The 15,803-nt window shown below is 43.1% G+C and carries 16 protein-coding genes, 1 pseudogene and 1 riboswitch; of the genes and pseudogenes, 6 read left to right on the top strand and 11 right to left on the bottom strand.

The features are described from left to right. The first annotated feature begins 76 nt into the window (after positions 1-76). Positions 77-298 (top strand): hypothetical protein, encoded by a 222-nt coding sequence (locus H9647_RS11830; RefSeq protein ID WP_191800085.1) that lies wholly within the window; start codon positions 77-79, stop codon positions 296-298. Between the two features lie 167 nt (positions 299-465). Then, entirely contained in the window at positions 466-666 is a 201-nt protein-coding gene (locus tag H9647_RS11825) for a hypothetical protein (protein WP_191800083.1), read from the top strand. 124 nt (positions 667-790) lie between these two features. Here H9647_RS11825 and H9647_RS11820 read toward each other — a convergent pair whose 3' ends face one another. The 4 genes and pseudogenes from H9647_RS11820 to H9647_RS11805 all read right to left on the bottom strand — a co-directional run bounded on the left by H9647_RS11820 (position 791) and on the right by H9647_RS11805 (position 2,493). After that, entirely contained in the window at positions 791-1,105 is a 315-nt protein-coding gene (locus tag H9647_RS11820; protein WP_191800081.1) for a DMT family transporter, read from the bottom strand. 1 nt (position 1,106) lies between these two features. Beyond that, a complete protein-coding gene (locus H9647_RS11815; protein WP_191800079.1) occupies positions 1,107-1,445 on the bottom strand; it encodes a DMT family transporter in 339 nt (112 codons plus the stop codon). Between the two features lie 108 nt (positions 1,446-1,553). Beyond that, a riboswitch (guanidine-I (ykkC/yxkD leader) is annotated at positions 1,554-1,668 on the bottom strand. Positions 1,669-1,853: 185 nt separating this feature from the next. Next, positions 1,854-1,958 (bottom strand): annotated as a pseudogene (locus tag H9647_RS26310) (YjcZ family sporulation protein); the annotation flags it as partial. Between the two features lie 232 nt (positions 1,959-2,190). Further along, positions 2,191-2,493: an MTH1187 family thiamine-binding protein gene (locus H9647_RS11805; protein WP_191800075.1), complete on the bottom strand. Its 303-nt coding sequence runs from the start codon at positions 2,491-2,493 to the stop codon at positions 2,191-2,193. Between the two features lie 716 nt (positions 2,494-3,209). Here H9647_RS11805 and H9647_RS11800 point away from each other — a divergent pair. Together H9647_RS11800 and H9647_RS11795 are read left to right on the top strand one after the other, a co-directional pair. After that, positions 3,210-5,546 carry a ribonucleoside-diphosphate reductase subunit alpha gene (locus H9647_RS11800; RefSeq protein ID WP_191800073.1) on the top strand — a complete coding sequence of 779 codons (2,337 nt, stop codon included), beginning with the start codon at positions 3,210-3,212 and terminating at the stop codon, positions 5,544-5,546. Between the two features lie 18 nt (positions 5,547-5,564). Further along, complete coding sequence (locus H9647_RS11795; protein WP_191800347.1) at positions 5,565-6,596, top strand: ribonucleotide-diphosphate reductase subunit beta; 1,032 nt, start codon at positions 5,565-5,567, stop codon at positions 6,594-6,596. Positions 6,597-6,701: 105 nt separating this feature from the next. Here H9647_RS11795 and fosB read toward each other — a convergent pair whose 3' ends face one another. From fosB to H9647_RS11765, 6 genes are all read right to left on the bottom strand, one after another. Continuing rightward, positions 6,702-7,121, bottom strand: coding sequence for a metallothiol transferase FosB (gene fosB, locus H9647_RS11790; protein WP_191800071.1), 420 nt, complete (start codon positions 7,119-7,121; stop codon positions 6,702-6,704). Between the two features lie 141 nt (positions 7,122-7,262). Next, positions 7,263-7,820 carry an NADPH-dependent FMN reductase gene (ssuE, locus tag H9647_RS11785; RefSeq protein WP_191800069.1) on the bottom strand — a complete coding sequence of 186 codons (558 nt, stop codon included), beginning with the start codon at positions 7,818-7,820 and terminating at the stop codon, positions 7,263-7,265. A 164-nt stretch (positions 7,821-7,984) separates the two neighbouring features. Beyond that, positions 7,985-9,652 (bottom strand): NAD(P)H-hydrate dehydratase, encoded by a 1,668-nt coding sequence (locus H9647_RS11780; RefSeq protein ID WP_191800067.1) that lies wholly within the window; start codon positions 9,650-9,652, stop codon positions 7,985-7,987. An 87-nt stretch (positions 9,653-9,739) separates the two neighbouring features. After that, positions 9,740-10,372 (bottom strand): NAD(P)-dependent oxidoreductase, encoded by a 633-nt coding sequence (locus tag H9647_RS11775; RefSeq protein ID WP_191800065.1) that lies wholly within the window; start codon positions 10,370-10,372, stop codon positions 9,740-9,742. A gap of 246 nt (positions 10,373-10,618) precedes the next feature. Then, positions 10,619-11,839, bottom strand: a complete 1,221-nt coding sequence (locus H9647_RS11770; protein WP_404822620.1) for a threonine synthase — start codon at positions 11,837-11,839, stop codon at positions 10,619-10,621. A gap of 269 nt (positions 11,840-12,108) precedes the next feature. Continuing rightward, a complete protein-coding gene (locus H9647_RS11765) occupies positions 12,109-12,516 on the bottom strand; it encodes a GNAT family N-acetyltransferase (protein WP_318245297.1) in 408 nt (135 codons plus the stop codon). 204 nt (positions 12,517-12,720) lie between these two features. Between H9647_RS11765 and H9647_RS11760 the strand changes: the two genes are divergently transcribed. Both H9647_RS11760 and H9647_RS11755 read left to right on the top strand, forming a co-directional pair. Beyond that, the gene (locus H9647_RS11760; protein WP_191800061.1) at positions 12,721-13,632 is read left to right on the top strand and encodes a hypothetical protein; all 912 of its coding nucleotides are present in this window, start codon (positions 12,721-12,723) and stop codon (positions 13,630-13,632) included. 286 nt (positions 13,633-13,918) lie between these two features. Next, the gene (locus tag H9647_RS11755) at positions 13,919-14,848 is read left to right on the top strand and encodes a metal-dependent hydrolase (RefSeq protein ID WP_191800059.1); all 930 of its coding nucleotides are present in this window, start codon (positions 13,919-13,921) and stop codon (positions 14,846-14,848) included. Between the two features lie 724 nt (positions 14,849-15,572). Here H9647_RS11755 and H9647_RS11750 read toward each other — a convergent pair. Beyond that, the gene (locus tag H9647_RS11750; protein ID WP_191800057.1) at positions 15,573-15,797 is read right to left on the bottom strand and encodes a YezD family protein; all 225 of its coding nucleotides are present in this window, start codon (positions 15,795-15,797) and stop codon (positions 15,573-15,575) included. Positions 15,798-15,803 lie beyond the last annotated feature (6 nt).

Below are 15,803 nucleotides of genomic sequence, written 5' to 3'. Positions count from 1 at the left end.
GGAATTACCCTTTTTACGAACTCATACCATTTCATAACATAAGATATAGAAGGAAGAATACCTGGGATGCGGGAAGGTGAACGAAGTGAAGGCCACTGTCAAAAACAAAAACAAAAACGCCAGCAGAAAAAATAACAACAATGTAGATTCCAACCTTGTTACCTTGGACCAGCTTACCCTCATTGCCGCGATTCTTGGACTTATTGTCTCTGGGATAGGTTTATACGTGGCCTGGAAACAGTTTAATAGTAACGATCCCAACTATAATGAAAGCGAAGATATCAACCTACTAAGGTAAAAACGTTTTCATCTTTATTTAAATTTTTCATTTACTTCACAAAAATAAAGATGTTACATTATATATTGTAAATATTATCCACTGGCTGATTTATGTTCCATTATTATCATATACGACCAGATGGTTGAGATATATTGCAGTCTGTATCTTTGAGATGGAGGGATCACATGCTGTTACACTCGTTGCGATACGCTGAGAAGAAAGGCTATACGGTGTGTCTCGTACTGCAGAACGGGGACACCTATGTAGGCGAGATAGATATCAACAATGATACTAAGAATCTTGTAATTACTTGCGATCAGGGGAAGATCCCGGTGCCGCTTGATCATATTAAACACGCTTCTACCATTGTATCGGCACACTTCTAACTTGGAAGGAAACTAACAAAGCAGTATAAATTACATAGATGACATGATCCTCTTTATTGCCAGAATCAGCTATTGTTTGTGAATAGCTTAATTCTGGCAATATTTTTATTTCAACAAATATTATTTACGAAACAAACTTTAGACCAACAGCAGACACTAATACCATTGCAATAAACAAGATACGCTTAGCATCCCTGGCCTCCCCATAGAATATCATCCCAAGCAGCGCTCCCCCTGATGCTCCAATTCCAGTCCATACGGCGTAGGCCGTACCCATGGGCAGCGTCATCATCGCAAGTGCAAGGAAGGCAAAGCTGATTGCAAAACTTCCTACTAACAGTAACATTGCACGTGCACTGCGCTTCTGGTTCCATTGATTAATCATACCGACACCTGACATTTCAAACAGTCCAGCCAGTATCAAATATACCCAGTCCATATTAAGAGACCTCCTTTTTTTCATGATCTTTAGTTACAAGTTTCAAACCTACAACACCTGTAAGCAGTGTGATCACGAATAGAATTTTCCCAGCATTCAGATCCACGCCGAAAATCAAGACATCAACGAGCATCGTCCCTACCGTACCTAGTCCGACAAAGATGGCATAGGCTGTTCCCACAGGCAAAACTCGGGTCGCAGAGATAAGTAAATAGAAACTTAGAAAGATAGCTATGGCTGTTGCGCCCCACTCCCACCAAAGCTCTGCATGTTTAAGACCTGAAGCCCAGCCAATTTCAAAGATTACAGCTGTTAGCACCTTTAGCCAGTTTGAGTTCATTTTCTTCATCCTTTCTGTTGATGGATTAATCCTTAACAAGAAAATATCCGGAGGATTCATACAAATACTGAAACAAAAAAAGCCCGGGAGACTCGTCATAATGACAAGATCTCCCGGGCTTTTGTCCCTCCGTGATAACACGAATCCTACTATATTCGTGCGTTTTCCCTCGGACCAGTCCAGATCATTTTTCCTCATCTGCGGAACCCTAGAAAACTTTTCTCTTATTGAATTCCCTATAATCTAGCACAGAAGCAGATCTGAATCAAGTCTTACCATCGTTTATTTCAGACTGTCTTCTTAATGCTGTACAGCTCCCACATCCATCGGACAAAGTTCAGCTCGCTTCAATAAAAAAACCCATTCTGCAAATAGCAGAACGGGCTCCGGGAAAGACATAATCAAATTTTAGTAAGACATAAATGCTTTAGAGATGATTACCAAAAGGATGAACAATACGAGGATCCCAGCTGTGGATGTAAAACCTCCACCAAATCCACCGTAACTTCCTCCATCACAGCTTCCACCGCCGTAGTTTCCACCACCGTAGTTTCCACCGCCATAGTTTCCTCCACCATAACTTCCGTATCCAACTTCACTCATTGTAATTCCTCCTTTTTCCTTTGGTACAGTGTATCTTATGCTTCTTTCGCAAAGATGACTGGGTTCAAAGGGGAAAAGGTAAGAATTGGGCTCATGAAGCCACGTTTAGATATTGGACATATAAGGAAACTGTGGTTCTCCTTTATTGGAGTTTCTCTCTGACAGACTGCAGTTTTTGCCTACTGGATGATACCCGGTCTCTTCGGTCATCAATTTTGACAGAGGTGGAGACGCGCTGAGCTCCGCTTGCAAAAGGGGTCTCGTGCAGCACTGCAATCGCAGCGAGTACATCTGAAATATCACCTTCAATAATCGTGCTCATTGATGTTAGTTCGTAGGTAATGCCAGGTTGCTCAGCAAGCACTTGTTGCAGTTCAGCAACGTAACTGCTAAGACTCGTACTTCCCGTTCCGATCGGAATAATTGTTACTTCTGCTATTGCCATTCAACAAACCTCCTTTTAGATTATCCCCTTATAAACGATAAGCATATTGTATCATGTCGAAACCACGCACAAAAAAATTTTTTAGAGGTTGGACACAAATCCTCCATCCCTTTTCCTTTGCGGTATCTCGGCTTTTTTGCTATAATCGCAATTGCATTTCAATGTTACTAGACTGTTTACAAACACAATATATTGGGGTACTGTTTATATACATATCCAAATGTAGTGTGACAGCTAAATTCGGCGAAAACAACACTATTATTTTTGTCAAGTTATTTTTAATAGGAAAAACCCCGATCTATTACAAACTATTGGCATCGGCCTAAAAGAAGAATGTAATTGACAAAGTTTGTTTTTATTGTTTTTCTTACACAACATCAGTGCTCCTTTTTACCGATTCATCGTGAGATGATGGGTGGATAGCAGCCGGGAAATAAAGGTTTATTGGCATTTATCTGACCTTTGGGTTGGGAAATGCTTTTTGTTTGATTGAACAAATCCGGCTTTTTTTAAAGCCGGACTTGTTCAATCTTGTGAAAAAAATAGGCTGGTTTATAGCCTGGTTTTTTCAATCTTATGGAAAGTCAGGCTCTTTTTTCAGTCGGACTTGTTCAATTTTGTGAAAAAGGTTGACAGCATGTAAAGTCCATCCGCAAATGTAATGGGACTTAACATTTTTATATCTATTATTTTGAAGAAGAAAGCGAGGGCTCTCCATGCCACAAGTCGTTTCCAAACCAAACAACCGTCAACTCGAATTTGACGAAAATCGTATCTCTACATATGCAGATCGTATCCTGGCAGATCTCCCTATGCTCGACAAAGAAAAACTCTTACGCGGTGTAAATTCCAAACTCCGCCGTGAAGAAGTTTCCGGTGAAGAGATTAGTAGTGCCTTCTCTATGTCCGCCCTTGAACTTGTAACTAAAGAAGAACCTAACTGGAAGTTCGCTGCAGCCCGTTCGCTGCTCACTTCTTTATATAAAAAAGCTGCGAATAATCGCAGATACAAAGCATATACAGATAAGCCTTATGGTGCTTTTCAGCCCCTGATCGCCAGTATGGTCAAAAAAGGCATCTACCGCGAAGAACTGCTAGAATGCTACACCAAAGAACAAATTGAAGATCTTGGACGCACGATTGAACCGAGAAATGACTTGTTGTTTGATTACATCGGACTCCTTACGCTGACAGAGCGTTACCTCGCACATGATTTTGATGGAAAAGTAATGGAACTTCCGCAAGAGCGATATATGGTTATCGCCATGTATCTGATGCACAAAGAACCAGAAGAAAAACGAGTGGAGCTTGTTAAAGAAGCTTACTGGGCAATGAGTAACCTGTACATGACAGCAGCTACACCAACCTTATCTAATGCAGGTAAAAAAGTAGCAGGACAACTCTCCAGCTGCTTCATCGACACTGTTGATGACTCGCTTGAAGGTATTTTCGACTCCAATACAGACGTAGCACGCCTAAGTAAAATGGGCGGCGGTATCGGTGTTTACCTAGGTAAAGTTCGCTCTAGAGGTTCTGATATCCGCGGACACAAAAACACCAGCTCAGGTGTCATCCCTTGGATTCGCCAGCTGAATAATACTGCCGTAAGCGTAGACCAACTGGGTACACGTAAAGGCGCTATCGCTGTCTATCTTGATGTATTCCATAAAGATATTTTAGCGTTCCTTGATTTGAAACTGAATAACGGTGACGAGCGGATGCGTGCACATGATATTTTCCACGGCATCACAATTCCCGACTTGTTCATGGAACGTGTAGAACAGCGCGGAGAATGGAACTTGTTCGACCCTCATGAAGTGAAAAAAGTGATGGGCTGGAAAGACAAACATGGCCGTGCCCTCGGACTCGAAGACTTCTATGATGAAGAATTCGGCAAAGGCTCGTTCCGTGATAAATATGAAGAAGCATCGAATCACCCGGAATTGTCCCGGATTACGCTCCCTGCGATTGATATTATGAAACGTGTAATGAAGTCTCAGCTTGAGACGGGTACACCGTACATGTTCTATCGCGATACCGTAAACCGTGCGAATCCAAACCGTCACAGCGGAATGATCTACTCATCCAACCTCTGTACGGAAATTATGCAGAACCAATCAGCTACAGTTATCGAACAAGAAGAACTGGTTACGAAAGATGGAGAGACACGGATTATAATTACCAAAAAACCAGGCGACTTCGTTGTATGTAACCTGAACTCCATTCATCTTGCTCGCGCTGTACCAAATGATGTGCTGGATCGTTTGATTCCGATTCAAATGCGTATGCTCGATAATGTAATTGACATCAATAACATTCAAGTGTTGCAAGCACAATATACAAACAGTCAGTATCGTGCGATTGGTCTCGGTACATTCGGACTTCATCATCTGCTTGCTCTCGAAGGCATTCGCTGGGAATCGGAAGAAGCAGTCACATACAATGATAATCTGTACGAAAAAATCAGCTATCTTGCCATCAAATCCAGTATGGAAATTGCCAAAGAAAAAGGAAAATATCCGAAGTTTGAAGGCTCTGATTGGGAAAATGGCAACTACTTCACACAACGTAACTATACGGATGGATCTCGTGAAGGCAAATTTGTAACGACAGCACAGTGGAATGAGCTTGCTGCTGAAGTTAAAGAACATGGGGTGCGGAATGCTTGGATGATGGCGATTGCTCCAAATGCATCGACTTCCATCATTGCTGGTTCTACCGCTAGTATCGATCCACTGTACGAACTTCTCTCTTATGAAGAGAAAACAACTTACAAAATCGCGAACCCGGCGCCAGATCTTTCCGAAAAAACGATTTGGTATTACAAAACGGCATTTAACTTGGATCAACATGCTTCCATTAATATGGCTTCTGCACGCCAGCGCCACATTGACCAAGCACAAAGCTTTAACCTGTACGTTCGCCCTGATATTCGGGCAAAAGAATTCCTGGAACTTCACCTTCATGCATGGAAAGCGGGTATTAAATCCACTTACTATGTACGAAGCCGTGCACTCACGATTGAGAACGAATGTGAATCTTGCGAATCTTAAGGAGGAAGTATCATGACCATGAAAGTCCAAAATATTTTCAATACAGAAGCGCCAAATAAATCAACACGTATCATTAACGGAGAAAGCTCCGGGATCCTGAACTGGAATGACATTCGGATGCCGCATATGTATAAATTGTACAAAGTACTCTTATTGAACTACTGGATCGCAGATGAGATCCCAATGTCCAAAGATGCGCAGCAATTTCCACAGCTTGATCCAGAAGAACAGCGTACTTTCAAAATCAACATCGGTCTGCTCGCTGTACTCGATTCCATGCAAACGATGTTTGTGGGTGACGTAAGAGAATATTTGACGGATTCCTCTCTTGAGGCGATCTCTGCGATTATTGCTCAGCAAGAAGTCGTTCACAATCAGTCCTATTCATATGTTCTTTCTTCCTTGGTTTCTTGGGATGAACAGAAAGAGATTTTTGAATACTGGAAAAATGACCCTGTTCTTTTAGAGCGTAACCGATTTATCTCAGATATCTATCAGAACTTCCGTGATGAACCAACACCTCAATCGTTCTACGAAGCGCTTGTAGCAGATCTGATTCTAGAAGGAATCTTCTTCTACAGTACGTTTGCCTTCTTCTACAATCTTGCAAGAGATCAGAAGATGATGGGTACTTGTCAGATGATCTCTTATATTCAGCGGGATGAGAACCAGCATTGCTACTTCTTCGCCGAAGTGTTCAAACAGCTGCTTGCCGATTACCCTGAACTGGATACCAAAGAAAATCGCGACTACCTCTATCGCACGATTAACCGTGCGGTTGAACTGGAAACCAATTGGGCGCACTATACACTCAGTAAAGTTCGCGGTATCGACCTGAAAGAACTGGAAGATTACATTAAATACACTGCAAACAAACGTCTGCGTCTCATGGGACTTGAGAAATTATATGACGGCGTAGATGTAAACAGTATGCCTTGGATCAAACCTTTCTCTGATGATGCGTTGAACTCAACAAAAACGGACTTCTTTGAAGCGAAATCCCGTAACTACGGTAAAGTCGGAGACGACAACGGATTTGACGATCTATAAGATAGCTCCTTCCTGAAGTGAAAAAAGAACCCTATATGGACACTTAGTAAAGTGTCTTTATAGGGTTCTTTTCGTTTCATTTACTTGTATAAAAAGTAGCCGTTCTTAACGGTAAAACGTCATATGTTGTTTATCTTCTTTATAGAAGTTCAAGCGATCTTCCAGAGTACCTGTATGAAATTCAAACATATGTCCATCTGGATCCAGAAAATAAATGGACTCTTTATCTTTTGCATCCCGTTCACGGCCTGGCAGAATTTTAGCATTAGCCTCGTTCAGCTTCTGACGCAGAGGCGGCAGATCTTCTTCATCTACCGTAAATGCAATATGTGTGTACGTTGGGGCAGTAAAGTTACGAAGGACATCTTCCTGATTCAATGCGATCCATATCCCGTTTAAATCAAAGTAGGCCAATCTTCGGCCTTCAAGTACAATCTCAGCATCAAAAATGTGTTTGTAAAATGTAATTGATTTGGCAAGATCTGATACAGAAAAACAGAAATGGTTAATTCCTTGAATACTCAATCGTCATTTCCCCCTCCAATACAAATTACAAACCTATTATACCATATATAACCAGTTGCTTTTGTAGTGTGATTGCTGCTAATTCTTATTATAAAAAAGAGCCCTACCGCTTATCCGGCTAGCTCTTTCCTATAATCCATATTAACCTTTTACACTCTTTTGAGTTTCACGAAGCTGAATCTCTTCCGTGAATTCTTGAATTCCCGATTGGAGCCTTGCTAACAGTTCAGGAGCAATATCGAGACCGCCCTGCTCATTACGTGCTACCTGAGCATCTACTGTATAAATTCCAGCAAGAATATGCCGTGCGCCAAGTACAGAAAGAACAGGTTTCAAAGCATAATCGATAGTCAGCAAGTGTGCCAGGCTTCCGCCGATGAACAGAGGAAGGATGGTTTTTCCGGCAAGACCACGTTCAGGCACAAGATCAAGAAAGGTTTTAAGGACACCGGTGTAAGATGCCTTGTACACCGGACTTGCCACAATCACGGCATCCGCTTCAGCAACGATCCCATTGGCTTTTACAATATGTTCACTCTCAAACTTAGTTAGAATCAGATCTTCCGCAGGAAGCTCTGCCACGTTGATACGATCTACTTCAAAGCCAGCTTCTCTAAGCTCGTGCTCTGCATATTCAATAACTGCATTTAATCTTGAAGTCAGAGAAGGACTACCATTAATCACTGCAATTTTAGCCATACTTCATTCACCTCTAGTATCTATTTTTATTGTTGCTGTACTGTATCCTAATAAATCCTACTATTTTTATGGGTATTAGAAAATAATACCAATGTAATCCCCTTACTGTCAACCTAAGAAGTAGGATCATTCCCCCGTAGGAATCACTTCTCTTTCGTTCTTACTTACAAATATTCGATGAGGTCTCCCGCCATGACTCCTGCTGGATGAGCCCGCATCATTGCAGCGGTCTCTCCGGCTTTGCCATGCTGGTATACCCCAAATACAGCTGCTTGCTCTGCACTGTATCCCTGAGCGAGCAGACCAGCTATGATTCCCGTCAGCGCATCTCCTGTACCGCCTGTTCCCATCCCAGCATGACCTGTCATGTTAATATAAGCATTCCCTTCGGGCGTAGCAATCACGGTACGGGAACCTTTTAGAACAAGCGTTACTCCCGTTTTCGCTGAATAGGACAAAGCATGATCTATTCGGTTTTGCTGAATTTCTTTGGTAGACACACCGGCAAGACGCGCCATTTCCCCTGGATGTGGTGTCAGAATAACGGGAGCTTTTCTACACCTTTTATGTTCAAAGAAATCCAAGCCCCCCTCTGCCAACATATTCAGTCCATCCGCATCAATAACCATAGGTAGGTCTACCTCTTTATATATTTGACTCAGCCAAGCTGTATCCTCTTCAAAACGTCCCAGTCCGGGGCCAATTGCGATGACATCCCTACTCTCTGCGAGCTTGATGATATTCTGCGCCGATACTCTATTCCATGTTCCTTGCGGACCGTCTGCCGCAGCGGCAAGCATGAGCTCAGGCACTGCACCAATGACATGCGGGAGCAGCTCGGAAGGCAGCGCCCATGTAGCAAGCCCAGAACCGGATCGCAGTGCCGCCCGGCAACTGAGCAGTCCGGCACCGCTCATCGCTAGCGTGCCTGCCACAAGCAGTACATGACCATATGTTCCTTTATGACCATCTTCCGCTCGCCTTTGAGTAAGATCCACTTTTAGCTTCTCAGACAATATATCTTTTGTAAGTAAATAGACGGTCTCACGAAATCGTCCTTCTGCAAGCTGAGGCGGAATCCCGACAGAACGTACTTTAATATGCCCAGCGGCATCGGCGCCTGGAAACTGTGTAAGACCTCGCTTTAATAATGCGAAACACACCGTCATTTCTGCCCGGATATGCGGCTCATAGAGAGCCCCCGTATCTGCATTCAGTCCACTCGGAATATCTGCCGAAATAATAGGCAATCCACTCCCATTCGCTGCTTGTATCAAAGAAGCATACGTATTTCGCGGAGCACCTTTACTTCCTGTACCGAGCAAGGCATCAATAATTCCTGTTCCACCAGCGAATGTCAGATCTCCCTGTCCTGTAAATAGGATAGATGGAATCCCCATCGATTCAGCTGTGTGATACTCAAGCAGAGCTTCTTCCCGTAGTTCCTTCGGAGACCCGGCAAATACTAGGGTGATTCCGATCCCAGCTTCCCATAGGTGGCGAGCAGCTACCAGCCCATCCCCGCCGTTATTTCCTTTTCCAACAAGGATATACCAGTGTTCTGCGCATACTTTCTCGCCTCGGAGTACAGCATCGTTACTGATCTGGCCACGTGTCCCCTTCCATCGATCAAAAGCTGCTCTTGCCTCAGTAGAGATAAGTGGGTTTCCATTAACAGTCTGCTCTTTTGACTGCCGGTTCTGACATAAATGGAGCACTTCTTCTGCAAGTGCCTTACCTGCGTTTTCCATCAGACTAACAGAGGGAACACCCCAAGATTCTATAACATACTCATCTAGTTCTCTCATTTGATCTGCTGTAACTACATACACACTGCTTCTCCTCCTGTCCAAATGGTATGAAAAAAAGCGAAGCACTTGTCTTCGCTTTTTTTTCTGTCTTTCATCTACTAGAGACCGTTAATAAGCAACCGTAAATCTAGAACCGCTGAAATAAGGGTCGTCTACTTCATCAAGAAGGGCTACAGCATAATCTTCTACAGAGATCCGGCTTTGACCATCTTCATCCACTACTAATCGGTCTGTACCAATTCGGAAGTTACCTGTACGGAACCCTGGCTCAATGGTGGAGGCAGGACTCAGGTAAGTCCAGTCAAGATCCGATTCTTGATAGATTTGATAGGCATCTTGATGCGCCATCGCAAGAGGCTTCACTTCTTCTGGGAATCCCGCTGTTTCCATAAGTGGAATCCCTTCATCCGTCATCAAGCTTCCTGCTCCGCCAACCACGATCAGTCGCTCTACTCCGCCTTTGCGTAATCCTTCTACAAGGGCACGAGCCACTTCCACCAGTTCCTCTTCTGCTCCAAACTTAGGGCCGTAAGCGCTAATCACCACTTCGTGACCTTTTGCCAATTCAGCAATGGAATCAGGTTTGAGCAAATCACCTTCTACAATCGTAAGTAGATCATGTTTTTCATTAAGTTTAAATCGATTGCGAACAACCGCCGTAACCTCATGTTTTCGTCTCAAAGCTTCTTGCATGATCGCTTGTCCAATGGTTCCTGATGCACCAAATATAATTAACTTCATTATTTATTCCCCATTTCTTAATAAATTCCCTGTACAGATATTTCTCACTATGTATTAATCCATTTATCCAACAGTTAAAACGGTATGTCTCATTATAAAGAAGATTCATCAAAAATCAAAAGTTCACTATTTTCTCACTAAAAAAGAACCATCTCTATTCTTTATAAGAATAGAACGATAGTTCCTCACCTAAACTATGAATTCCATTATCCTTTGATAATAGATGGAGCCTACTCCTTAAAACCTTTAGGATGTCCAAGCCTCCTCAGGATCAAGCAATGTGACTTCGTTACTTGATATTCTTGGATACTTGAGTCCAGATCCCGTATTCAGTACCACCACTTTTTCTTCCTCTTCAATCCAGCCATTGGACCGAAGAATTCGTGCCGCAGCAAATGTGGCAGCTCCTTCAGGGCATAGGAAGCTTCCTTCCATTCTAGTAACCTGCTCCTGCTCTGCCGATATCTCCTCATCCGTTACCGAGATGGCAGCGCCGCCTGTTTGATAGATTGCATCCAGCACAAGAAAATCTCCTATTGTCTTAGGAACATGAATATCATGAGCCTCAGTACTCGACTGCTCCCAAAACATAGACTTTGTCTGCTGATCTTCCCACGCCTTCACAATGGGTGCACAACCTTTTGATTGAACAGCTACAAGCCTTGGAAGCGGACCTGATATCCAGCCAATCTCTTGTAGTTCTTGCAGTGCTTTATGAATACCGATGAGTCCTGCTCCAGTACCGGTAGGATAAAGGATTACATCTGGAACCTCGAAATCCATTTGTTCGATAATTTCGAAGCCCATCGTCTTTTTACCCTCAATCCGATAAGGTTCCTTTAGCGCTGTGGCATCGTATAAACCTTCACGCTTCACTTTCTCAGCTACCATTCGTCCTGCATCACTTATGGAACCCTTCACTAGTAGAAGCTCGGCTCCTGCTGCAATACACCCATCACGAGTAATACGAGGTGCGTGAACCGGCATTACTATGGAAGAACTCATCCCTCCGCGCGCAGCGTATAATGACCAAGCCGCTCCTGCACTACCGTTAGACGGTATTATAAATCGATGAACGCCAAGTTCCTTTGCCTTCGAGATACCAACAGCCGCTCCTCTAGCCTTAAACGATCCGCTTGGCATGAGACTCTCGTCTTTCATATAAAGTTTTGGAATCGACATATCCATACCGAGACTTGGCATACGCAGCAGTGGTGTCATACCTTCACCAAGACAAACAATATGCTGCGGCTGCCGTACGGGCAGCAGTTCGTGATATCTCCATAGATTCTTTTCTCTGTCTTTTAACGAGGAAGGATCCCAATCCTTACTTAGACTTTCTAAATCATAGCGGGCTAACAGCGGAGAACCGCAGGAACATACCTGCTGTACCTCCGTTGAATGGTAGATAAGTTCGCATTTTGGACATTCCAGATGACTTAAATAGCTGTAGTTATCCCTTACCATGAACATAGCCTCCTCACATTTTCCGACCAAAATATGCTGGCAACATCCCCTTTTTTGATAATGAAAAGGCCCTCCTTGCTGTTTCTGAACATCTCCGTCAGAATTCAAAGGGGCCCTTTTTTTCTCTTTATGTTGATATCTCTGTATATTCATCTTATAACTTATGTTTATATCAATGATCCGCTTTTTGATCGGATTTGTTACCTCTCCATCTTTTCACAGTTATGTAATTTTGTCAATTATCGCCTTTTTTATGTTCACGAAGATTCTTACTCCTGCTTCTGTTTGAACCACATACCGAGGGAGTCCGGGGCCGCATATATAAAACCATACTGCCCATATAATCGATCTGCCGGCTTATCCGCAATAAGAGACACGATACCCTCAGCAGGAACTTGTTCATCTATATAGTATTTAATTTCTTTCATGATGATCTTCCCGTATCCTTTGCCCTGTTCATCTGGATGAACAGCAATATCGCATACTAAAAACTGTAATCCGCCATCGCCGACGACTCTGCCCATTCCCATTAATCTTTCGCCCTCCATTAAACTGACAGCAAATAAAGTAGAAGGTAACCCTTTTTCGGCACCTTCCCTACTCATTTCACTCAACCCAGCAGCACGACGTAGATTTAAATAGGATTCTATCGAAGGAATTTCATAAGTTATCAACACTCGTGTCCACCTCTTTTCTAAGAGTTTAGGTTTCTATCTCCTGATATTGTAAGTGATTTTTGGGTTAAATGAAAACGTGCGTTCCTTTTAGGGCGATGGAAAACAATGCTTATCCAGATCTAAGGGATATGACTTGAAAACCTAGTTTTCATATGCAATAGTGAAAGAAGTAAAGAATGTACGGAAGGAGGAAGAAGCCTGAACATGCTAGCAGGTATCAATACAGTTCCGTTATCAGTACCTACAATTGCCCTCATCGCCTTTTTTATTGTTCTGCTGTTGTGGTTATACATATATCATGCTTCAACGCTGAAACAGAACAAATATAGGCGAGCGGATGAGCTGCAAGACACACTCTATGCCTATTCTCGATTGGCTGGCCAAATCACACTTGGCTTACAGCGTGAAGGTCTGCCGGGGGAACCTTTCCATGGCGCCCTTATCCTTGCTCTTCAGGAAAGTAAATCAGCGCCTTGTTTAAACCCTCATTTGCAAGAACAGATTCAAGCTTGCCTTAATGAAAGAGATGAATCCAGACTGGAACTGCTACAGCGTGGACTTGACCGTGAAATGGCTAAGCTTGCCGCAGAACGAAATCAACTTTTGTCTATACTGCATTCGCCTAGCTGGGGACAAGCCCTGTGGCAGATTGTACAACCTTTATTCGCCCCTCTTGCGGCAACAGGAATCGCGTTCCTAATCTATCAATTTATCGTGGAAATTGATTCGGCTATCACACCATCGGTATATGATTGGATTATCGTCTCCGCTAGATTCGTTTCCGGGCTCATCACTACAGCGTATATCTACATTCTCGCTTTGTCCAAACCTCGAACAGATGCAGGTTTTACGAATATTATGTTATCGATTCTTATCATTCTCGCCGCATTGTTCCACTTGATCGGACTATCTGCAGCTCCCTATGTGCTTGGGGTTCAGCTTCTTTTATTCCTGCTCGGATTCAGACTTAGTAAACCCCCTTCACGTAAGGAACGACCTTATGTAGGTCATCCCGATTTGATGTCTAACCGTCCGGTGATCCATCATGCAGAGGTTCTTGCAATAGAGGAAACGAAAGAGAATCAAGATTTCGATAAAGATGAAGATAATAAATAATATTTTCGAGTACAATGCCAGTAGACAAAGAAGACGTAAAAAGCAATCCTTCCCTGTACAAAGGGAAGGATTGCTTTTTATATTACATAGAAAATACATAACTTTATTTATATATTAGATTTCGTAAGAATCTGTTCCTGACTATAGGATGATATACAATTCATGTGAAGAAACGACATATGATCCTGCCTATTTCAACAAAATGGGAAAGGATCTTTTTTATGTGAACTTTTTAAGAGGTTCAAGTGTTATATAGGTAGCTTAAGAAAGGAGCTGACTATTCACCTTGGATCCACATCTCTATTTGTTTTTTCATATATTATCCCACGCCCTTCTAGGGGCTGCTATTTCCTATTGCTTGCTTCCTGAAGGTACATGGATACAGCGGATAGCCTCCCTATTCATAGGTGGACTGAGTGGTATAGCCCCCGACTTGCTTGGTGGACGTGATTTACAACCTTGGACACATTCTTTGTTATTCGCTCCACTCGTTGTTGTATGGGTCGCTCTTATCGCTAAACTTCTACTTAGGAAAGTTTCTTTTTGGCGTTTGTGGGGAGCTTCTACGGCATCGGCTATTGGAGGGCATTTATTTCTAGATTATATGGGCCACGATATCCCATTACTTTATCCTTTTAGTGACAAACTTTTTATTATGGAGGCCCTGACGTTAGGTGATCCGTGGGTATGGTTTCCGTTAGCAACAGGACTGCTTCTCGCTTTTTGCCTGAAGAGGAGAACCAAATTACCCGTTATTTTGGCTGTTATCTTTGTCCTTCTTTATTGCATCTATAAAATCATCGTAAAAAGCATCATTTATCAAGAAGTAGAAGCACGATACCCTGTGGGAGAAAAATCGTATATTACCGTGACACCCAATACATATTTTGAGTTCCCTATCGATCCAAGAACCTGGCTGAAGTTTAAATATAGAACAATTAGTTCTCATCATAATCAAGGTGGAATTGCAGGATATTGGGGAGAGGAGCTAGGCAGCACAGATTATCATTCCTTTTACCCGAAGAAGCGCGAGGTTGTATTATCGAGAGGTGAATACACAGTAATATATGATACCAGTTCAGATTCATTTGATATTGACGTGACCAAAGAGTGGGTAGAAGACGGATATCGTTATATAGAGGGGACTTTCGAAAACAAAACTTACCTATATAAAGAGATAACCCCTGGTAAATGGGATGAGGTGGAGCAAGAATAAGAAATCTTTCTATTTTTAAACGAAGGAGCGATTACCATAATAATTTCTATCCTACTACTAATAGTTGGGACTATCGTAACCATTAATGGAGCCGTCCAGCCAAAACAAGCGGAGCATGAGCACGGAAAGAACGTTTCCTCTCACATAACAAATAAAAGGCAGCTAATTACTAGCCCGCCTCCTCTCTTTCTTCTATGACTCGCTGTTTACCCCAAGGAAACAGCGACGTCCATTACCCCTCCCACACGTGGGGAGGAAGCTTTGCCCTTTTTCTCCCTACACAAACGTAACTCCAGGGAATAAGATCATTCCGAGATCATAGCGACTTTTGGCTTTGGCTGGACCCTCACTTCTCCGAGTCTACTTACGTCCAGCCAAAACAAGTGGAGCATGAGCACGGAAAGATCGTTTCCCCCCACATAACAAATAAAAGGCAGCTAATTACTAGCCCGCCTCCCCTCTTTCTTCTATGACTCGCTGTTTACCCCAAGGAAACAGCGACGTCCTTTACCCCTCCCACACGTGGGGAGGAAGCTTTGCCCTTTTTCACCTTACAACGTAACTCCAGGGAATAAGATCATTCCGAGATCATAGCGACTTTTGGCTTTGGCTGGACTACTACTTCTCCCGAGTCTACTTACGTCCAGCCAAAACAAGTGGAGCATGAGCACGGAAAGATCGTTTCCCGCCACCCCTACACTACCGATGAGCACAGAATAACCGCTTACGCCTTACTTACCCCTCTCGATTCAGCAGAAGTCTTCCCCGCATTGCCCGCTGACGAAGTACGTGCCGCCGCCTTATTATCGTATCGTTTGCGCTCAGTACGTTCGATCTGTACAATCTGACCTTCATGTACCACGATAGAAACAGAGCCGAACTCCATCTCATTTAGTAAGTCAGCAATCCGTTCCAACCACACTTCATCCACTTTTAGCGGTTTCGCCATTACAAA

Source organism: Paenibacillus gallinarum (assembly GCF_014836635.1).
Lineage (GTDB): Bacteria > Bacillota > Bacilli > Paenibacillales > Paenibacillaceae > Paenibacillus > Paenibacillus gallinarum.
The sequence above is the reverse complement of the archived record's forward strand: the minus strand, read 5'-3'. Positions and strand labels throughout refer to the sequence as shown.